Origin of the sequence: Cnuibacter physcomitrellae, from assembly GCF_014640535.1 — a bacterium.
Taxonomy (GTDB): Bacteria; Actinomycetota; Actinomycetes; order Actinomycetales; family Microbacteriaceae; genus Cnuibacter; species Cnuibacter physcomitrellae.
Genome location: NZ_BMHD01000001.1, coordinates 2,736,567 through 2,754,802, shown reverse-complemented (window position 1 = coordinate 2,754,802; position 18,236 = coordinate 2,736,567). Strand labels below are relative to the sequence as shown.

Genomic DNA, 18,236 nt, shown 5'->3' with positions numbered 1-18,236 from the left:
AGGTCCTCCGTCTCACGAGACGCAGGACGGCACCGGGCCGAGCGGGGGTGGTCTCGGGCACTCCCCACCCTGACGAACGTAGGGCGAATGATCCGCCTCGGCTCGCGGAGACGGGCGGGGGTGGCACGTTCGCGTCAGAGTGGTACCGTGCCCTCCCCCACCGCCCTCGCGGAACGCCGTGCCCACTACTCCGACTTCTACGACGACCCCGTCACCGACGGTCGACGCGTCGTGCTGTCGGTGGGCAACTGCCAGGCCGAGTCGCTGCGGATCGTGCTCCCCGACGAAGCCCTGCAGACCGTGCGGATCCCGCCGGTCCACGAGCTCACGACGGCGGACCTCCCGGCCCTCGACGCCTGGCTGGCTCACGCCGACGTGCTGGTGACCCAGCCCATCCGCGACGACTACCGCGGCCTGCCGGTCGGCACGTCCCAGCTCGTGGCGCGGATGCCCCAGGCCGCCGAGGCGGTCGTCGTCCCGGTCATCCGCTTCGCCGGTCTCTACCCGCGCCAGGCGATCATCCGCCCGCCGTCGGATCCGTCGCTCGTGCCCCCGGTGGTGCCGTACCACGACCTGGCGGTGCTGCTCGAGGCCGCCGGAGAGGAGCTGCCCGCGCTCCGGCGCGAGTCGGTGCTGGCCGTCCGCGACGAGTCGATCGGGCAGCTGCGCGCCCGGGAGGAGGCGCACCGCACCGTCCTCGTCTCCGACCTCTTCGCCCGTCCCGACTTCGCCCAGATGCGCACGATCAACCACCCGGGCAACCCGATCTGGCTCGCCGTCGGGCAACGGGTGCTCGACGGGCTGGGCGTCGACGCCGAGGTGCGGGACCCCGGCCGGCCCCTGCTCGACGCGGTGCACGCCCCCCGCGAGCAGGTCGTGATCGACGCGTTCGGTCTCGACGCCCCGCCGGTCGTCTCGTGGACGGTGAACGGGCGGCGGATCGACGTCGACACCGTCAGGGCGGCTCACCTGGCCTGGTACGCCGAGCATCCGGATGCGGTGGCCGCCGGCCTCGCACGGCACCGAGACGTCATCGGGCTGCTGCGCGCATGACGACGACCACGCCCGCGGTCCCCGCTCCGCACGTCGCCACTCTGCGCGTCCCCGCGGTGCCCGTCCCCGCCCTGCACGTGCCCGCGGACGCTCAGCACGGCGTCACGATCTACGCTCGCAGGCTCGCCGAGCAGCTCGGCGTCGCCGGAGTCGCGTCCCCCGAGGCGGGGGACGGTGCGCTGCACGTGCACTTCACCGATCGACTCTGGGGATCGGACCCGGCCGACGCGGCTGCGGTGTTCGAGGCCGTCGCGGCGTCGCGCCGCGTGACCGTGACCCTCCACGACCTGCCCCAGCCGTCCGACGGGGAGCGCAACCTCCCCCGCCGGGCGGACTGCTACCGCAGGGTCGTCGGGGCCGCAGCGGGGGTGGTGTGCAACAGCGCGCACGAGGCCGCGCTGCTCCAGCGGTTCGCCGACGAGGCGGTCGTCGCGACGGTGATCCCGCTGCCGGTCGAACGGGCCGGGAGGACCGCTGCGCCCGCTGACCTCGACCCAGCCGCCGATCCCGACGGCTCGAGCATCGCGATCCTCGGGTTCGTGTACCCGGGCAAGGGACACGAGCCGACCGTGCGCGCCGCCGCCGACCTGCGCACTCGGCACGCCGGACTCCGCGTCGAAGCGCTCGGCCGGCCCTCCGCCGGGCATGAAGGCGACGTCGCGCAGCTCGAGCGGCTGGCCGCCGAGCTCGAGGTCGGCTTCGAGGTCACCGGCTACCTCGACGACGAGGCGTTCCTCGAGCGGTGCCGACGGGCATCCGTGCCGGTCATCGCCCACGAGCACGTGTCGGCCTCCGGGTCGCTGGCGTCGTGGCTCGACGCGGGGCGCCGCCCGATCGTCGTGCGGAGCGCCTACATGGCGGAGATGGCGGCGCTCCACCCGGGAGCGCTCACGCTCGTGGACCGCGAGGACCTCGCCGGGGCGATCTCCCGGGCGCTGGAGCGGCCGGGCTCGACCTGGCTCGACGACTCCGCCCGCCTCGGTCCGGACCTCGCCACGACCGCCGAGTCCTACCGCCGGTTCTGGGCGGAGCACCTCGCGTGACGGCCGCCTCCTCCTCACGCGCCCGCGGGATGGCGGTGGTGGGCAATGACTGGTCAGCGCTCGAGGGGCTCGTCCCGGATCCGCTCCCCCTGGTCTCCGTGATCGTGGCCTACTACGACCAACCGGCGGAGCTGGCCCGCACGCTTCGCGCCCTCGACCGGCAGACGCATCCGCACCTCGAGGTGATCGTCGTCGACGACGGCTCTCCGGAGGCCCCGGTGGTCCCGCCGCACGTGCAGCTGCTCCGGATGCCCGACCTCGGCTTCCGTGCGGCGGCGGCACGGAACCTCGGCGCAGCCCACGCGACGGGTGACGTGCTGTGCTTCCTCGACGCCGACACGACCCCCGAGCCCGGGTACGTCGAGGCGCTCACCCGCCTGCCCTCCCTCACGTCGGATGCGGTCACCGTCGGCCTCCGCCGGCACGCCGACCTGTCGGGCACGGCCGACGACGGCTCCCCGATCGAGGAGCTCGCGCCCCGTCACGCGCTCGCCGATCCCGACTGGCTGCGGGACGCGTACGCCTCCAGCCGCGATCTCCTCGACGCCGACCACGGGTCGTACCGGTTCATGATCTCCGCCGTGCTGGCGTGCGGCAGGGAGCTCTTCGCCGAGACCGGGGGCTTCGACGAGCGCTTCGACCGGTACGGCGGCGAGGACTGGGAGTGGGCGCACCGCGCCTGGACGCGCGGCGCCGTCTTCGCCCACGTCCCCACCGCGGTGGCCTGGCACGACGGTCCCGACCTCGCGGGCCGCGTCGACGAGCAGGAGCTGCGGCGGCGGAAGAACCACGAGACGCTCGCCCTGTTCGATCTCCTCGGCGTGCCGGGCTCGGTGGGTCGCGGGGTGCGCAGCGCCGCCGCCGACGTGGTCGTGGACCTGCCCGGCACCGATCCTGCGGCCGTGCTGCTCTGCGCCGACGTGCTGCTCGAGGCGGCCCCTCAGGCGCGCGTCCTCGTGGACGACTCGCTCGCGTCCTTGGCCCCCGGGGACGACCGGGTCGTCGCGCGGTCGTCCCCGTCTGCGTCGTCGCTGCGGGAGCGCGCCAGGGTCCGGGCCGCGGTCACCGCGCCGTTCGCGGTCCCGCGAGCCTCACGGGACGAGTTCGGGCGGATGCTCGCCGAGGCGCTCGAGGAGGTCGGCGTCGGCGACCTCGGTACGGTGCTCCTTATGGATCCGGCCGGCGACGTCGTGGTCTCGATCGAGGCCGCGCGCGCCCGCGCCCGCCGCGAGCGCCGCCCGGACGCGCACACGTTCGCCACGGTCGCCCGCGCCGCCCCCGTGCATCCGATCCGCGGCGAGGTCGACCTCGAGGGCCACCTCGCCGGCTGGCGCTGAGCGGCGCGGCGGCGCGCGTGTGTCAGTCGCCGGTGTGGTCCCTGGCCCAGCTGACGTCGGCACGCACCCGGTAGGCGACCATGCCCTCGCGGAGGTCGTAGTCCGCGCCGGTGTACTTCCGCGCCAGGCGGTCGACGATCTCGTACGCCGCCTCGCCCGCGAGCCGCTCCACCGCCTTACCGCGCACGAACGCCATGTCGAGGGCGTTGTCGGGGTTCGTCACCGAGAACGCGATGCGCGGATCCCCGGCCAGGTTGCGGTCCTTCCGGGAGCCCGCCGCCATGAACAGCTCGAGCCCGTCGTCCGTCGTCCCGACCCACACCAGCACCGTGTGCGGCGCCCCGTCGGGCATCAGCGTCGCCACGTGCGCGACCGTCACCCGGTCGAAGTACCCCCGCACGTCGTCCCATTCCCTGCTCATGCCGCTCCCTCCGTGTCCTGTCCTTCACCCTCCCACGCGCGGCGCGAGCCCGAGTGCAGGGGCGCCTCCCGCTTGAAAGGAATTTCTGAGAAGGATACTCTGAGAGAAATTCTTGCGAAGGAGCTTGAGATGCCCTCTGTGGACCTTCCCCTCGATCCGACCTTCCCCGTACCGCCCGGAGGGGAGGACGAGGTCGTCGCCTGGTGGCTCGGACAGGCGGGGTTCGCCATTCGACACCGGGACGAGCTCCTCTTCATCGACCCGTACCTGAGCGACGTGCTCGCCGACAAGTACCGGGGCAGGATCTTCCCGCACCGCCGCCTGCATCCCTCTCCGGTCAACCCGTCCGACGTCGCGGGACTCGACCTGGTGCTCTGCACGCACGGGCACACCGACCACATGGACCTCGGCGCCATCCCCTACCTCCAGACGTCGAGCGACCCGCTCTTCGTCGTCCCGCGCTCGGAGGCGGTGAAGGCGGTGTCGCGCGGCATCCCGCCCGCCCGCCTCCTCGGCCTCGACGCCTCCGAGGTGTTCGCGACCGCGGGCGTCTCGGTGACCGCGGTGCCGGCCGCCCACGAGCAGGTGACGACGGATGCGCACGGGCAGAACCTCTTCCTCGGCTACGTCATCGACATCGGAGGCGTGCGCCTCTACCATTCGGGCGACTGCACGCCCTATGAGGGGCAGGAGGAGATCCTCCGCTCGCTCGACATCGACGTCGCCCTCCTCCCGGTCAACGGACGCGACGAGCACCGGGTCGACCACGGCGTGCCCGGCAACTTCACGCTCGACGAGGCCATCGCGCTCTGCCGCGCGGCCGCGATCCCCTCTCTGGTCTGCCACCACTGGGGTCTCTTCGACTTCAACACCGCCGACCCCGACGACCTCCGCGCGCAGCTCGCCGACGTCGACGACCTCCGCTGGCGGATCCCCGTCCTGGGCGAGCCGTTCCTGCTCCGCGAGGTGTCCGCGTGAGCTCGACCTTCTGGTTCTTCGGCGTCTCCACGGGGCAGTCCGCGATGCAGCGCATCTACCCGCTGTGGATGGAGCACCTCCGCATCGACTCGACATTGCGGGGCGTCGACTTCCCCCTCGACGCACCTGCGGCCGACTACCGCGCCGCCGTGGCGCGCATCCGGGACGACGGCGACTCGGTGGGAGCGCTGATCACCACGCACAAGCTCAACGTGCTGGTCGCGGCCGAGGACCTGTTCGACGGACTGGACGAGTCGGCTCGCCTCCTCCGTGAGGTGAGCTGCATCCACAAGCAGGATGGCCGGCTCCTGGGCGCCGCGCTCGACGACCGCACGTCGCACCTCGCCCTCGACGCGCTCACCCCGGAGGGCCACTGGTCCGAGGGTGGCGAGCTCCTCCTGCTCGGCGCAGGAGGGGCCTCGATCGCGACGACCCTCGGCCTCCACCGCGCGCAGCGAGACGGAGACCCGGTGCCCTCCCGGATCCGCGTCACGGCCCGGTCGCAGCACCGGCTCGACGAGATGGCCGAGCTGCACCGCACGATCGGCTTCCGCATCCCGGTCGAGGGGACCGTCACCGAGACGGCGGAGCAGGCGGATGCGGTCGTCGCGTCCCTGCCCCGGCGGTCGCTCGTGGTCAACGCGACCGGCATGGGCAAGGACAGGCCCGGATCCCCTCTCACCGACGCGGTGCGCTTCCCCGAGGACTCGATCGCCTGGGACATGAACTACCGCGGCGAGCGACCCTTCCTGGCTCAGGCGCGGGGCCAGGCCGCGGACCGCCGGCTCACGGTCGTCGACGGCTGGGACTACTTCGTCTACTCCTGGACGCACGTGGTGGGCGTCGTCCACGGTGTCGAGATCGACGCGGAGACGTTCGACAGCCTCTCGGCGCTGGCTCGGTCGGTCGTCGACTGACACGACGACGCCGGGCCCGCTCTGCGGGACCCGGCGTCGGGTGGGCGACAGGATCGAGGCTCAGACGCCGCCGTCGTAACGGGAGGAGCTGTCGTAGTAGCCGCTCGGGAAGTAGACGCTGGGGATCCCGAACTCGCCGTACATCTCCACGATCTTCCGGTTGTCGTCGATGGCGAGCACCGGATCCACGCCCCAGCCGCGCAGTCGCCTCACCTCGTCGCGCTTGTAGTCGACGGCATGGCGGGAGGAGTCGTCCTCCTCGGCCGGCCGGCAGACGAGGAGGTCCCAGCGCATCCCGTTCTCGTCGAGCCACGCCCGCGTGACGGCCGCGACCTCGTCGATGCGCCCCGTGAGGATCACGATGCGCATGTCCTGGCGGATCGAGGCGGCGAGCGCCCGGCCCGCCTCGATCACGCCGTCGTCGTCGACGCCTGCATAGAACGCGGCCCAGTCGGGCTCGGCCTGGTGGAGGTGGTGCTGCCGGTGCAGCGCATCCGCGAGCACGCCGTCGAGGTCGAAGATCACCGCGCGGCCGGGCTCGAACGCCGATCCCGGCGTGTGCCAGTGGGCAGGGAGCGCGCCGCTCATGCCAGCGCCTCGCGGACCACCGCGGCGATGCCCGGAGCGTCGAGCCGGTAGTGGGCGTAGAGGTGGGTCGGGGGCGCGATGAGGCTGTACTCGTCGCGGATCCCGTGACGGACGAGGCGCGACCCGGTCGGCGTCTCGGCCATCACCTCCGCGACGGCCGCTCCGAGCCCGCCGAGCACGTTGTGCTCCTCGACGGTCACGACGACAGCGCTGCGAGCACTCACCGCACGGACCAGGTCCTCGTCGAGGGGCTTGATCGTCGACATGTCCACGACGCCCACGGAGAGCCCCTCAGCCCGGAGGGCGTCGGCCGCCTCGAGGGCAGGATGCACCTGGGTGCCGCAGGCGATGATCGTGACGTCGGTTCCCTGGGAGTGCTCGACGCCCCGGCCGAACTCGAACTCGACCTCGGGGTCGTACACCTGGGGATCGCGTCCTCGGCTGATGCGGAAGTAGATGGGCTCCGGCCAGGACGCCGAGGCTCGGATGGCCGCGCGCAGCTGCGGCCCGTCCGCCGGGGAGACGACCGTGAGCCCCGCGATGGCGCGCATCGTGGAGATGTCCTCCGTGGCGTGGTGGCTCGTGCCATAGAAGCCGAGCGAGATCCCGGTGTGATGCCCGATCAGGCGCACAGGCAGCTTCGTGTAGGCGACGTCCATGCGGATCTGCTCGCAGCACAGCAGCGCGAGGAACGACGCGAACGTGGCGACGAACGGGCTGGCACCGGTCGTGGCCAGACCCGCGGCCGCGGACACCATGTTCTGCTCCGAGATCCCGAACTGCAGGAACCGGTCCGGGTGGGTGCGAGCGAACTTCACGAGCCCGTTGGAGTACTGCAGGTCGGCTGTGCCGGCGATCACCGGCACACCCGCGTCGACCAGGTCGAGGAGGCCGTCGGAGAGGTGGTCCAGGCCGGGGTTGAGAGCGTTCAGTCCGCGGTATTGCCACGATCCATCCGAGAGCGGGGCCGCGGGAGCGGTGCCGACGGCGCTCATGCGCGTGCTCCCGTGCCCGAGAGGCCGGCGCGGATCTCCGCGACCGCTGCCGCGGCGTCGGCAGGGGTGAGGTATCCGAGATGCCAGCCCGGCTCCTCCTCCATGTACCGCACGCCCTTCCCCTTCCTCGTCCGGGCGATGACGCAGCTGGGCGCCGCCTCCGCGGGCCGCTCCGCCAGCGCGAGCAGCAGGTCGCGGACCGCCCCGGCGTCGTGTCCGTCGACCTCGTGCACCTCCCAGCCGAACGCCTGCCACTTGTCGGCGAGCGGCTCGATGCCCACGACGTCGTCGACGCTGCCGTCGAGCTGGAAGCCGTTCCGATCGACGATGGCGACGAGCTTGCCGAGTCGGTGGTGCGCGCCCGCGAGCGCGGCCTCCCACACCTGCCCCTCCTGCATCTCGCCGTCGCCGAGCATCACGAAGACGCTGAAGTCACGGCCCGCCATCCGGCCCCCGAGGGCCATGCCGAGGCCGTTGCTCAGCGCGTGCCCGATCGAGCCCGAGCTGAAGTCGATGCCCGGCACCTTCGTCATGTCCGGATGGTCGCCGAGAGGACTGCCGAGCCGCGTGTAGCCGTCGAGCACGTCGGAGGGGAAGTAGCCGAGGTCGGCGAGGATCGGGAAGAGCCCGACCGCGGCGTGCCCCTTGCCCATGAGGAAGCGATCCCGGTCCTGCCACCCCGGGTCGGTCGGATCCGTGCGCATCACGCCGTAGTAGAGCGCCGCGAAGATCTCGGCGGCGGAGAAGACCGAGCTGTAGTGGCCCACCTTGGCCAGCTCGATGAGGCGGATCGTCTCGGTGCGGACGAAGGCCGCTCGGTCGGCGAGGGTGTCGTCGTCGGCACGCGGCCGGTCGGGCAGGAGCGTCGTCGCTGAGGGCATGACGACATCGTCATTGAAAAATCCCCCGGGGTCAAGCTAGTTTCGGAAGATATTTCGACCGACGCCGTTCGACCAGAGGAGAATCCGCCCATGACCAGCTCGAGCACCACACACACCCCCGCCCACACCGCGGTCATCACGGGCGGAGGGACCGGGATCGGCCGAGCGGTGGGCACCCTGCTCGTCGACCGGGGATGGAGCGTCCGAGCACTGGGACTCGACGCCGACCCCGACCTCCCGGCGTCGATCGAGTTCGCACGCTGCGACGTGAGCGACGCGGAGGCGCTGGCGGCAGCGGTCGACGACCTGGGTCCGGTGGGAGCGCTGGTCACCTGCGCTGCCGTGCTCCGCGACGACGAATGGGTCCCCGCGAGCTTCGACCGCGTGCTCGAGATCAACGTCACCGGGGTGCTGGCGGTGGCCGAGCTGCTGCGCGGGAGACTCGCCGAGGGCGGAGGGTCGATCGTGAACTTCGCCTCGATGTGGAGCTACTTCGGGTCGCTCGGCTCCCCCGCCTACGCGGCGTCGAAGGGCGCCATCGTCTCCCTCACCCGTTCGCAGGCCGTCGCCTACGCGACCGAGGGCATCCGATCGAACGCGGTGGCGCCGGGGTGGATCCGCACACCGATGTCGCGGCGAGCCCAGGACGACGCCGAGCGCTTCGAGCGGATCAGCTCGCGCATCCCCCTGGGGCGCTGGGGCGAGGCAGAGGATGTCGCCCGGGCCATCGGCTTCCTCGTCTCCCCGGACGCCGCCTACATCACGGGCACGGTCCTCAACGTCGACGGCGGCTACAGCGTCGGCTGATTCCCGCCCGGCCGCCGGAGCCGTACGTCGAGCCGAGCGAGGTCGCGCTCAGAACACGACGAGCGTGCGGGCCCCCACCCCGGCGGCGAGGTCCGCGATGCCCTCGTTGATCGCCTCGAGGGGGATGCGGCGGCCGGCCAGAGCCTCGAGCTCGAGCTCGCCTGCCAGGTACGCGGCCACGAGGGCGGGGAGGTCCTTCTGCGGCTCCAGCGATCCGGCCCGCACCCCGTGGACCCCCTTGCCCGAGTGCAGGTGGGCGGCGGAGAAGTCGATCCTCGCGGCGTCGCCGAAGACCCCCACCGCCCAGACCGACCCCCCTCGCGCGGTGGCGTCGAGCGCGAGGTCGACGAGCGCGGGGACACCCACGGCCTCGAAGGCGTGGTCCGCTCCCCCGTCGGTGATCTCACGGATGAGGGCGGCCGGGTCCGCGACGCTCGCGGTGTTCACGACATGCGTGGCCCCGAAGCGCTCCGCCGCGAGCGCGAGGCGCTCGTCGCTGCGGTCGAGCGCGATCACCGAGGCTGCGCCCGCGGCCGCCGCTCCCTGACAGACGTTGAGGCCCACACCACCCGCGCCGATCACGACGACGTGGTCACCCGGACCCACCCCCGCCACCTTCCGCGCCGAGCCGACGCCCGTCGCGACGGCGCAGCCCAGCATCGCCGCCAGGTCGAGGGGCATGCGATCGTCGATCACGGTCACCGCGTTGCGATGGAGCACCATCTCCTCCGCGAAGCCGCCGATGTTCGTCCACTGGTGCACCTCGCGCCCGCCCTGGGAGAGACGCGGCTCGACGCCCGCCGGCCGCATCGTGGCCTCGCGATCCTGGCACATCGCGGGACGACCGGCTCGGCACATCCGGCACGCGCCGCAGTACACGACGAAGCACGCGACGACATGGTCTCCTGGCGCAATGTCGGTCACCGCGGGACCCACCTCCGTGACGACCCCCGAGGCCTCGTGCCCCAGCACCACGGGCATGGGCCGCGCGACCCGGCCGTCGATCACGTGATGGTCCGAGTGGCAGAGGCCCACCGCCGCCGTGGCGACCCTCACCTCGTACGGCTGGAGCGCATCCGGGGTGTCGACGTGCTCGATGACGAGCGGCTCGTGGGGTGCGTGCAGGACCGCAGCGCGCATGGCATCTCCGATTCGGTAAGGATTTCTGTAACTGGCTTGCTTTCGGAATAAACTTCCGTCACTGTAGTCAGGGGCGCGAAACCCCGTCAACGGACACGACGAAGTGGATGACGATGACCAGCACTCACGTGATGGCCCTGGATGCCGGCACCGGCAGCGTGCGCGCGATCCTCTTCCGGCACGACGGATCGGTCGAGCACATCGCCCAGGAGGAGTTCGAGCAGCACTATCCCCAGCCCGGTTGGGTCGAGCATGACGCGAACGACATCTGGGAGTCGCAGCTGCGCGTGGCGCACCGCGTCCTCGCGGAGTCCGGGGTGCCCGCCTCCGCCATCGCCTCGATCGGCATCACGAACCAGCGGGAGACCTGCGTGCTGTGGGATCCGGCCACCGGCGAGCCCGTTCACCGGGCCCTGGTCTGGCAGGACGGCCGGACCGCCGGATACTGCGACGAGCTCATCGCCGCCGGTCACGGCTCCCTCGTCCGCGAGGCCACCGGGCTGCCGATCGACACCTACTTCTCCGGAACGAAGTTGCGGTGGCTGCTCGACACGGTCCCGGGTGCGCGCGAGCGCGCCGCGGCCGGACAGCTGATGGCGGGGACGATCGACTCCTGGCTCATCTGGAAGCTCACCGACGGGGCGGCCCACGTCACCGACTACTCGAACGCATCCAGGACGATGCTGTTCAACATCGGCGACCTCGACTGGGACGAGTCGCTGCTGTCACTGCTCGACATCCCCCGAGCGGTGCTGCCCTCCGTACGATCCTCGAGCGAGGTCTACGGCCTCACCGGCGCCTGGGCCGGGTTCGACGCCTCCATCCCCGTCGCCTCCGCGACGGGCGACCAGCAGAGCGCGCTCTTCGGGCAGGCCTGCTTCGAGCCGGGCTCGGTGAAGGCGACGTACGGCACGGGGGGATCGGTGATGATGAACACCGGGTCCACGAGGGTGTCCTCCGACGCCGGTCTCATCACGACGATCGCCTGGGGACTCGACGGCACCGTGACCTACGCGCTCGAGGGCGTCTTCTTCGGAGTGGGTGCGACGATCAAGTGGTTGCGCGACGAGCTGCGCGTCATCGACGACGTCGCCTCGACCGCGTCCCTCGCGGCATCGGTGCCCGACACCGGCGGTGTCTACCTCATCCCCGGCTTCACGGGTCTGGCGTCGCCGTACTGGGACCAGTACGCGCGCGGCACCATCTTCGGACTCACCCCGGGCACCGGGCGAGCCGAGCTGGTCCGCGCCGCCCTGGAGTCGATGAGCTACTCCTACCGCGACGTGATCGAGGCCATGACGTCGGAGTCCGGCACGCCCCTGCCCGAGCTGCGAGTCGACGGCGGAGCGGTCGCGAACGACTTCCACCTGCAGTTCCAGGCCGACCAGCTCGGCGTCCCGGTGCAGCGTCCCCGCGTCACGGAGTCGACCGCGCGCGGCGCCGCCTTCCTCGCCGGCCTCGCCGTCGGGTTCTGGTCCTCCACCGCCGAGCTCCGCGACACCATCGACATCGAGCGGACCTTCACCCCCTCCATGGATCCCGCCACCCGCGACGCCCTCTACGCCGGCTGGACCCGCGCCGTCTCCCGCTCCCTCGACTGGGTCGCCCACTGACGCGCAGCGCACCGGCCTGCTGTTCGTTCTCATCGCACTGCTCGGCGGGACGGCCGGCGAGTGAATCCTGCGCCCACCTCGCACACGACGACCTGATGATTTCTCGCATATGTGTTTACGGCCGGAAGACGAGCCGGTAGGCTCGAGGTCATGACATCCGCTCTGAGTCTTCGTCGACCCGGAACGGACGCGCGGTCTCCACTCGGTGACGATGGCCTCACCGAGGCAGAACGCGAGTACTACGCGGCGGCGTTCGAGTCGGGAATAGGCAGCCGCGCCCTCAGCGAAGCTGAGCGTGCGGCTATGTCCACCTGGCTGCGCTCTCGTGCCGAACGTCGGGCCTAAGGTCGCCTGGGTCTCAGGCGACAGAAGTCACGCCTCAGCACTCCATCGCTTCGTCTGCACGAACCCACCACGGTCTTCCTACGACCGTTACCGAGGACGTCACCATCCTCGACCGTCGGAGCTCGAGGTCCAGTCGGGTCTGCGGCGATTGCGGGCACCTGTCGATCCTTCGCAGGCTCTGTTACTGGCCGTCGACGGAGCCGACGTCCACTGCGTCGTGCTCGCGTCGTTCGACACCGAGGGCGAGCAGATGCTCATCCGAGCGGTCGCGACCAGCGTCGAACGCCAGGGAACGGGCCTCGGCGCGACGGGGCTCGGGATGATGCTGGCGGTCCTTCGCGAGACCAAGATCGAATACGACATGGACTGTGGCGTCTGGGCACGCATCCATCGAGAGAACGTCCCGAGCCAGAGGCTCTTCCGCCGGGCCGGCTTCGAGTGTCTGGGCTCTGTCGAGAGCGGAGAGCTCGAGCACTGGGTCAGGCCCGCATGACCCAGGAGCGGGCGCCGGGCTACGCGCGGGGGTCGGAGCCTCGGGTGGGGCGGATGGCGGAGAGGTAGGACTCGGCGAGGTAGTCCGCGGTCTCCTCGTAGTACTTCGTGGCGTAGGTGGCGTAGAGGACGTCGATGGCGAGCAGTTGGCCCCACTTCGACGTCACCGACTCGCCGTAGACGTCGCTCGAGGCGACGGTGCCGGCGGTGAGGAGCACCCTGTCCACGACGGCGGCGAGCGCCGAGTCGAGGTTGGAGGTGACGCCGACGGTGTGGGCGCCGTGGAACTTGGCGATCTGCGCGGAGGACACCACCGACGTCGAGTCGCCGGAGTCGCTGATGGCGATGAGCACGTCCCCTTCCCCGAGGGTCGCGCTCCCCATCGACTGCACGCTCTGGTCGCGGAAGAAGTGGCATCGGACACCCGCGCGCATGAACCGCATCACGGCGTTCTCGGCGGCGGTGGACGACGAGCCCATGGCGGCGAAGTAGATCGCCTTGGCGCTGTGGATGCGCTCCGCCGTCTCGCTGATGACCTCCGGATCGAGCCGCTCCGCGGTGCGGGAGAGCGCCTCGACGCTCCCGTGCTGCACCTTCTCGATGATCTTCTCGGGGCTGTCGCCCTTGAGCACGCCCTCGTAGACCCAGCTCGCCTTGCTCTCGGACCCGGACGACGGTCGGGAGTAGATCGCCTGGGCGATGCCGAGCCGCAGCTGGTTGTAACCCTCGAGGTCGAGCTCGCGGAGGAATCGCGACACGGTCGAGTCCGCGACGCCGGCGCGCCCGGCCAGCTCGGTGATCGACAGCGCCTGCGCCTCCTCCGGGTCGGCGAGGATGACGTCGGCGACCCCGCGGAGCGCCGGACTCAGCGATCCGGCGCGACGTGAGATCTGATGCAGGATGTTGTCACTCATCGCCGGATCGCTCACGGTCAGAGTCTAGGACGTGGAGCAGATTGTCCACCGCTGCCGCCATCGCCCTGTCGACGCTCTCTCGTGTGTATCCCCCGATGTGAGCGGTGCCGATCACACGAGGGTGCCGGGTGAGGGCGGACGCGCCGGGCGGCTCGACCGCGTAGACGTCCGTCGCGTAGGCGCGCAGGGCTCCGGAGTCGAGCGCGGCGAGCACCGCGGACTCGTCGACCAGCGATGCCCGCGCGGTGTTGACGAGGATCGCGCCCGAGGGCAGGGCGGCCAGGGCGCCGGCGTCCACGAGCGGTGTCGCGGCAGGTGGAGCGTGCAGGGTGAGGACATCGGCGGTGGCGAGCACCTCGTCGAGGGTCGCGTAGGCGAAGCCCTCGCCGGCGGTGGCCGCGTACGAGTCGTCGGGGTAGGCGTCGAACGCCCGGACCCGCATCCCCAGAGCGAGCGCGACCGAGATGACCCGTCGGCCGATCTGGCCCGCTCCCACCACGCCGAGGGTGCGTCCGGAGAGCTCGATGCCCTCGCGACGCGCCCACTCCCCGCCGCGGATCGCCGAGGCCACGGACGGCAGCTGCCGCGCCGCGGCCAGCATGAGCGCCACCGTGAGCTCGGCGACGCCCTGCGCGTTCGCCGCGGGCGCGCGGAGCACCTTCACCCCGAGCTCCTCCGCGGCGGTGAGGTCGATGGCGTCGGCCCCCGTCCCGTTGCGGGAGATCGCCCGCAACCGAGGGGCGGCGCGGAGGAGCGAACGGGTGACGGGTTCGACGCCCGCGAGGTAGCCCACGCTGTCCGCGAGTGCGGCGTGCAGCTGCGCCGGGGTGGGCACGGCACCGGGCGCCGGGAAGTCGACCTCGTACCCGGCTGCCCGGATCCGCTCCACCGCCGGGTGACCGTAGGCCGACCGGGGCGTCACGACGATGCGATCGGCCATGGTCGGCTCAGCTCTGCCAGCGTGGGTTGTCGACGAGCACCGGTGCGCCATCCCGCTCCAGCACGATGCGACGGAAGCCCTTGGTCTCGATGGTGCCGTAGTCGTGCCCGGCATCGCCGGGGAACGCGAAGAACGTGATGAGCGGCTCGTCGGGCGAGGTATTGATGCTCCGGTGCGCGTACCGGCCCGGTACGTACACCGACCGGCCGGGACGGAACTCCTCGACCTGCACGTCCCCCTCGGGGCTCTCCATGAGCATCAGCCCCTGGCCCGAGAGACAGAGGTAGATCTCGGCCGACTCGAGCCGGGTGTGGAAGTGGCCCTTCGTCATGAAGTACTCGTCGCCCACCTTGCCCGGGTACGTGATGCTCGTCCCGTAGGCGACCTCGGTCTCCAGCGACGGCACGCCGAAGTCGTAGAACTCGTAGGTCAGGACGTCGTCGGCGTCGACGGCGGCCGACAGGGCGGCCGTGTCGGCGTACATGCCGCTCATGTCGGAGAGACGCCGCTGCAGCGACGGCCGGGCCTCCGTGAGGCCGGTGGCGAGGTCGAACTGGGTGGCCACCGCGGTGACGGTGGGGTCGAGGGAGGTGGTGCTCATCAGCGGTCCTAACGTGTCGGGGGTGAGAGAAGGGGATGGGGCCCTAGGAGCGGGCGATCCGGGAGAGGGCGTCGAACTCGGGTCCGGATGGGGGGATGGCGATGTCGAAGACCTGCGCCATCACGCGCGTCCAGCCGTGGAGGAAGTAGAACCAGCCGTCGACGGCCGCGACCCCGCGTGAGGCCTGCCGTCGGGCCTGGTCGAGGAAGACGAGGTCGCCGCGGTAGTTGAAGTCCCAGGCGATCGCGTCCGTGGGGAACTCCGCCGCGTCCGTCAGGGGGGAGCCGGGGCGGTCCTTGCCGAGCCCGGTGGCGTTGACGACCACGCCCCCGGGCGCCAGATCCGCGAGTGCGGCATCGTTGTCGGAGGGTTCCGGCGCGAGCACGTAGGTCGTGGGGATGCCGAAGCCGATCCGGTCGTGCAGGTCCCGCATCTCCGACAGCCGGGCCGGCCGGCGGTTCGTCACCGTGAGACGGGGTGGCACGGGTGCCCCCGCTGTCGCCAGCCGGTGCAGGTGCAGCGTGAGGGCGAGCGACGATCCGCCCGCGCCCAGCACGAGCAGCTCGCGGTCGGCCGCACCCAGCGCGTCGTAGGCCAATCCGCTCGTCACGTCGTCCATGGCGTGACCGAGCAGTCGTCCGTCGCGCTTGGAGATGCTGCTGATCTCATCGAGCAGCTCGGCCGACTCCCCGATCTCGTCGAACAGGTCGCGGCTGGCCTTGAACAGGTTGAGCTTGTGGGTGGTCACCAGCGCACCGAGCGCGTTCGGGTCGTCGCGGAGATGTTCGACGACGCGACGGTACGTCTCCGGCGACGCGTCGAGGGGGACGTCGATGCCGGCGATCGCCCGGGGCAGGCCGAGGTGCTCGGCCCAGCGCGGGAACACCTGCATGATCGAGGACGATCCGGTCGTGACGCCGACGAAGAAGAACGTCGGCTCGGGCGACGGCCGGAGCGTCTCGGGTGTGTAGACGAGCGCGTTCACGCGGCCTCCTCCTCGAACACGATGACGGACTTCATCCCCCGGCCGGAGCGCGACTCGTCCATCGCCGCCTCGATGTCCTCGAGCGGGAAGCGCGAGGTGATGATCGGCGAGAGGTCGAGGTCGCTTCCGGCGACGATGTCGATCACGTCGCCGTAGTCCACGACGCTGGAGCCGGTGGTGCCCGTGAGGACCTGCTCCCGGTAGTGCAGCGAGTTGACGTCGATCTGGGGTCTGGCCTGATCGCCCAGCCCGGAGAAGACGTTGATCCGGCCGAGCCGGCCGGCCAGGGCAGTGGATCCGGCGATGACCTCCGGCTTGGAGACGCACGTGATCACGACGTCGACGCCCTCCCCGCCGGTGAGCCGCTCGACCTCGGCCTGCAGGTCGTGCGTGCCGACGTTGATCAGCTCATCCGCCCCCATCCGCCCCGCGATGTCGAGCCGCGGCTGACGGGTGTTGGCGACGATCACCTGCCTGGCACCCGCCCGCTTGGCCAGCACCGTGTGGAAGCAGCCGATCGGTCCCGCACCGATGATGAGCACCGAGTCGTCGGGCGAGACGTGCACGGCGCGCTGTCCGTGCAGGCAGCACGACATCGGCTCGAGGACCGCGGCGACCTCGTCGCTGAGTCCCTCAGGCACGTGGAACACGTTTCCCCGCTCGATCGCGTGCGCCGGTATGAGGAGGTACTCGGCGAAGCCGCCGTCCATGGTGATGCCGAACGCCTCGTAGTCGGGGCACAGCTGGTTGAGACCCTTCGCGCACATTCGACACCGGCCGCATCCGACGTTCGGGGCGACGCTGATGCGGTCACCCACGGCGAAGCCCGACACGGCGGATCCCGCCTCGACGACACGCCCGGTGAGCTCGTGCCCGAGCACACGGGAGGTGCCGGCGGGGATGCGGAAGTGGCCGTGCTTCATGATGCGCAGATCGGTTCCGCAGATGGATGCGGCGCGCACCTTCACGAGCAGGTCACCCGGCCCCGGGGTCGGGATCGGGATCTCCGACACCTCGACCACGCCCGGCCCGCGGAACAGTGCGGCCCTCATCGCACACCCGCCTGCGCCGGTTCGAGGGCGTCGGATGCGGCGAGGCGGGCGGAGAGCGAGCCTTCCAGCGCCGCCTCCCGTTCCTCGAGCGCCTCGGTCGAGACGGCGAACACGGTCTTGTTCGACCAGGCGGCCCGGTCGGCGAGTCGCGCGAACACCGCAGGCGCGTCGTCGAGCGCCTCGACGTGGCTGACCAGGTCGTCGACCGCGAGAGTGCGGCCCAGTGAGGCCACCACCATCTCCCAGTCGTTCGCGCCGCGAGGCGCGATGGTGGCGTTCCAGGTCCCCCGCAGCGTGAGCTCGCGGCGCAGGATGCGCGACACGGTCTCCTTCTTCAGCTCGGCGTCCGTGCTCAGGTCACCCAGGAGGATGACCAGGCCGCGGTGTGCGGCGGAGCCGACGGCCTGCAGGAGCGTGAGTCCCAGCCCGCTCGCTTCGACGGCGATGTCGACTCCGCGTCCCTGCGTCGCGGCGAGCGCGAGCTGATCGGACGGGGCGGCCGCCGCGTCGAGCACCTCGAATCCGAGGTGCTCCGCCACACGCCGCTTGCGCTCATCGACGTCGGCGACGAGCACGCGGACGACGCCGAGGATCCGCAGCCACTGCGCCGCCAGCAGTCCGATGGGACCTGCGCCGATGACGAGCGCGGAGGCGTTGGGTCCGACGTCGGCCTTGCGCACGGCGTGCAGCGCCACCCCGGCCGGTTCGACGAGCGCACCGGCGATCAGCGACGTGCCCTCAGGCAGCCGGATCAGGTTGCGGGAGGGCACCCGCAGGTACTCCTCGAGGCCACCGTCGCGGCGCGATCCGAAGTAGTCGTAGTGCGTGGCCAGGGTGTACTCGCCGATCTCCGTCATCGGATCCGCGGGGTCGGGGACGCAGGGGAAGATCGCCACCCGGTCCCCCGCCGAGAGAAGGCCGTCGGCCGACGGCTCCTCCACCGTGCCCGACATCTCATGTCCGAGCACGAGCGGGAAGCCGTACCCCTTCCCCACGCCGTACCGGAGCACATCCGACCCGCAGACGCCGACCGCGCCGATCCTCACGAGGATCGAGTCGTCGCCGACCGGTTCGGGGAGGGGGACGTCGGCGACCACCAGGTCACGTACACCCCGCAGCACAGCTGCCCTCATC

The 18,236-nt window shown here is 71.4% G+C and carries 19 protein-coding genes; 8 read left to right on the top strand and 11 right to left on the bottom strand.

Going from position 1 to position 18,236, the window contains the following annotated elements:
• The first annotated feature begins 147 nt into the window (after window positions 1–147).
• The 3 genes from IEX69_RS12935 to IEX69_RS12925 are packed head-to-tail and all read left to right on the top strand — an operon-like array spanning window position 148 to window position 3,433.
• Window positions 148–1,053 (top strand): WcbI family polysaccharide biosynthesis putative acetyltransferase, encoded by a 906-nt coding sequence (locus IEX69_RS12935; RefSeq protein ID WP_085021246.1) that lies wholly within the window; start codon window positions 148–150, stop codon window positions 1,051–1,053.
• Window positions 1,050–2,096: a glycosyltransferase family protein gene (locus IEX69_RS12930; protein ID WP_085017743.1), complete on the top strand. Its 1,047-nt coding sequence runs from the start codon at window positions 1,050–1,052 to the stop codon at window positions 2,094–2,096. The genes IEX69_RS12935 and IEX69_RS12930 overlap by 4 nt, the downstream gene beginning before the upstream one ends.
• Window positions 2,093–3,433, top strand: coding sequence for a glycosyltransferase family 2 protein (locus tag IEX69_RS12925; RefSeq protein WP_229756349.1), 1,341 nt, complete (start codon window positions 2,093–2,095; stop codon window positions 3,431–3,433). Before IEX69_RS12930 ends, IEX69_RS12925 begins: the two co-directional genes overlap by 4 nt.
• Window positions 3,434–3,455: 22 nt before the next feature.
• Here the strand turns inward: IEX69_RS12925 and IEX69_RS12920 are convergent, their stop codons facing one another.
• Window positions 3,456–3,854, bottom strand: coding sequence for a pyridoxamine 5'-phosphate oxidase family protein (locus IEX69_RS12920; RefSeq protein WP_085017742.1), 399 nt, complete (start codon window positions 3,852–3,854; stop codon window positions 3,456–3,458).
• Between the two features lie 129 nt (window positions 3,855–3,983).
• On the opposite strand from IEX69_RS12920, the gene IEX69_RS12915 reads away from it, so the two are divergent.
• Together IEX69_RS12915 and IEX69_RS12910 are read left to right on the top strand one after the other, a co-directional pair.
• A complete protein-coding gene (locus IEX69_RS12915; RefSeq protein WP_085017741.1) occupies window positions 3,984–4,832 on the top strand; it encodes an MBL fold metallo-hydrolase in 849 nt (282 codons plus the stop codon).
• Window positions 4,829–5,749 carry a shikimate dehydrogenase family protein gene (locus tag IEX69_RS12910; protein ID WP_085017740.1) on the top strand — a complete coding sequence of 307 codons (921 nt, stop codon included), beginning with the start codon at window positions 4,829–4,831 and terminating at the stop codon, window positions 5,747–5,749. The genes IEX69_RS12915 and IEX69_RS12910 overlap by 4 nt, the downstream gene beginning before the upstream one ends.
• A gap of 60 nt (window positions 5,750–5,809) precedes the next feature.
• On the opposite strand, the gene IEX69_RS12905 is transcribed toward IEX69_RS12910, so the two are convergent.
• From IEX69_RS12905 to IEX69_RS12895, 3 genes are read right to left on the bottom strand one after another with little or no spacing between them, the layout of a single operon-like run.
• Complete coding sequence (locus IEX69_RS12905; protein WP_085017739.1) at window positions 5,810–6,337, bottom strand: phosphatase domain-containing protein; 528 nt, start codon at window positions 6,335–6,337, stop codon at window positions 5,810–5,812.
• On the bottom strand, window positions 6,334–7,332 hold the full coding sequence (locus tag IEX69_RS12900) for a transketolase family protein (RefSeq protein ID WP_085017738.1): 999 nt from the start codon (window positions 7,330–7,332) through the stop codon (window positions 6,334–6,336). Before IEX69_RS12900 ends, IEX69_RS12905 begins: the two co-directional genes overlap by 4 nt.
• Entirely contained in the window at window positions 7,329–8,213 is an 885-nt protein-coding gene (locus IEX69_RS12895; protein WP_085017737.1) for a transketolase, read from the bottom strand. Before IEX69_RS12895 ends, IEX69_RS12900 begins: the two co-directional genes overlap by 4 nt.
• A 90-nt stretch (window positions 8,214–8,303) precedes the next feature.
• Here IEX69_RS12895 and IEX69_RS12890 point away from each other — a divergent pair, with 90 nt between their 5' ends.
• Window positions 8,304–9,020 (top strand): SDR family NAD(P)-dependent oxidoreductase, encoded by a 717-nt coding sequence (locus IEX69_RS12890; protein WP_085017736.1) that lies wholly within the window; start codon window positions 8,304–8,306, stop codon window positions 9,018–9,020.
• A 48-nt stretch (window positions 9,021–9,068) separates the two neighbouring features.
• Here the strand turns inward: IEX69_RS12890 and IEX69_RS12885 are convergent, their stop codons facing one another.
• Complete coding sequence (locus IEX69_RS12885; RefSeq protein ID WP_085017735.1) at window positions 9,069–10,160, bottom strand: zinc-binding dehydrogenase; 1,092 nt, start codon at window positions 10,158–10,160, stop codon at window positions 9,069–9,071.
• 113 nt (window positions 10,161–10,273) lie between these two features.
• Between IEX69_RS12885 and glpK the strand changes: the two genes are divergently transcribed.
• Both glpK and IEX69_RS12875 read left to right on the top strand, forming a co-directional pair.
• Window positions 10,274–11,773 carry a glycerol kinase GlpK gene (gene glpK / locus IEX69_RS12880; protein WP_085021244.1) on the top strand — a complete coding sequence of 500 codons (1,500 nt, stop codon included), beginning with the start codon at window positions 10,274–10,276 and terminating at the stop codon, window positions 11,771–11,773.
• Between the two features lie 562 nt (window positions 11,774–12,335).
• Complete coding sequence (locus tag IEX69_RS12875) at window positions 12,336–12,611, top strand: hypothetical protein (RefSeq protein ID WP_085017734.1); 276 nt, start codon at window positions 12,336–12,338, stop codon at window positions 12,609–12,611.
• Between the two features lie 19 nt (window positions 12,612–12,630).
• Here IEX69_RS12875 and IEX69_RS12870 read toward each other — a convergent pair whose 3' ends face one another.
• From IEX69_RS12870 to IEX69_RS12845, 6 genes are read right to left on the bottom strand one after another with little or no spacing between them, the layout of a single operon-like run.
• Window positions 12,631–13,539 (bottom strand): MurR/RpiR family transcriptional regulator, encoded by a 909-nt coding sequence (locus IEX69_RS12870; protein WP_085017733.1) that lies wholly within the window; start codon window positions 13,537–13,539, stop codon window positions 12,631–12,633.
• Complete coding sequence (locus IEX69_RS12865) at window positions 13,517–14,464, bottom strand: phosphoglycerate dehydrogenase (protein WP_085017732.1); 948 nt, start codon at window positions 14,462–14,464, stop codon at window positions 13,517–13,519. Before IEX69_RS12865 ends, IEX69_RS12870 begins: the two co-directional genes overlap by 23 nt.
• Window positions 14,465–14,471: 7 nt before the next feature.
• Window positions 14,472–15,065, bottom strand: a complete 594-nt coding sequence (locus IEX69_RS12860; protein WP_085017731.1) for a glucose-6-phosphate isomerase — start codon at window positions 15,063–15,065, stop codon at window positions 14,472–14,474.
• Between the two features lie 43 nt (window positions 15,066–15,108).
• Window positions 15,109–16,050 carry a shikimate dehydrogenase family protein gene (locus IEX69_RS12855; protein WP_085017730.1) on the bottom strand — a complete coding sequence of 314 codons (942 nt, stop codon included), beginning with the start codon at window positions 16,048–16,050 and terminating at the stop codon, window positions 15,109–15,111.
• A complete protein-coding gene (locus IEX69_RS12850) occupies window positions 16,047–17,102 on the bottom strand; it encodes a zinc-dependent dehydrogenase (RefSeq protein ID WP_085017729.1) in 1,056 nt (351 codons plus the stop codon). Before IEX69_RS12850 ends, IEX69_RS12855 begins: the two co-directional genes overlap by 4 nt.
• Complete coding sequence (locus IEX69_RS12845; protein WP_229756348.1) at window positions 17,099–18,223, bottom strand: galactitol-1-phosphate 5-dehydrogenase; 1,125 nt, start codon at window positions 18,221–18,223, stop codon at window positions 17,099–17,101. The genes IEX69_RS12850 and IEX69_RS12845 overlap by 4 nt, the downstream gene beginning before the upstream one ends.
• Between the last annotated feature and the right edge of the window lie 13 nt (window positions 18,224–18,236).

Bases quoted from the DNA above. Each gene is read 5' to 3' on its own strand.
- IEX69_RS12885 (WP_085017735.1), bottom strand. From the start codon at position 10,160: ATGCGCGCTGCGGTCCTGCACGCACCCCACGAGCCGCTCGTCATCGAG.
- glpK (WP_085021244.1), top strand. From the start codon at position 10,274: ATGACCAGCACTCACGTGATGGCCCTGGATGCCGGCACCGGCAGCGTG.
- IEX69_RS12915 (WP_085017741.1), top strand. From the start codon at position 3,984: ATGCCCTCTGTGGACCTTCCCCTCGATCCGACCTTCCCCGTACCGCCC.
- IEX69_RS12895 (WP_085017737.1), bottom strand. From the start codon at position 8,213: ATGCCCTCAGCGACGACGCTCCTGCCCGACCGGCCGCGTGCCGACGAC.
- IEX69_RS12905 (WP_085017739.1), bottom strand. From the start codon at position 6,337: ATGAGCGGCGCGCTCCCTGCCCACTGGCACACGCCGGGATCGGCGTTC.
- IEX69_RS12850 (WP_085017729.1), bottom strand. From the start codon at position 17,102: ATGAGGGCCGCACTGTTCCGCGGGCCGGGCGTGGTCGAGGTGTCGGAG.
- IEX69_RS12900 (WP_085017738.1), bottom strand. From the start codon at position 7,332: ATGAGCGCCGTCGGCACCGCTCCCGCGGCCCCGCTCTCGGATGGATCG.
- IEX69_RS12930 (WP_085017743.1), top strand. From the start codon at position 1,050: ATGACGACGACCACGCCCGCGGTCCCCGCTCCGCACGTCGCCACTCTG.
- IEX69_RS12865 (WP_085017732.1), bottom strand. From the start codon at position 14,464: ATGGCCGATCGCATCGTCGTGACGCCCCGGTCGGCCTACGGTCACCCG.
- IEX69_RS12920 (WP_085017742.1), bottom strand. From the start codon at position 3,854: ATGAGCAGGGAATGGGACGACGTGCGGGGGTACTTCGACCGGGTGACG.
- IEX69_RS12890 (WP_085017736.1), top strand. From the start codon at position 8,304: ATGACCAGCTCGAGCACCACACACACCCCCGCCCACACCGCGGTCATC.
- IEX69_RS12860 (WP_085017731.1), bottom strand. From the start codon at position 15,065: ATGAGCACCACCTCCCTCGACCCCACCGTCACCGCGGTGGCCACCCAG.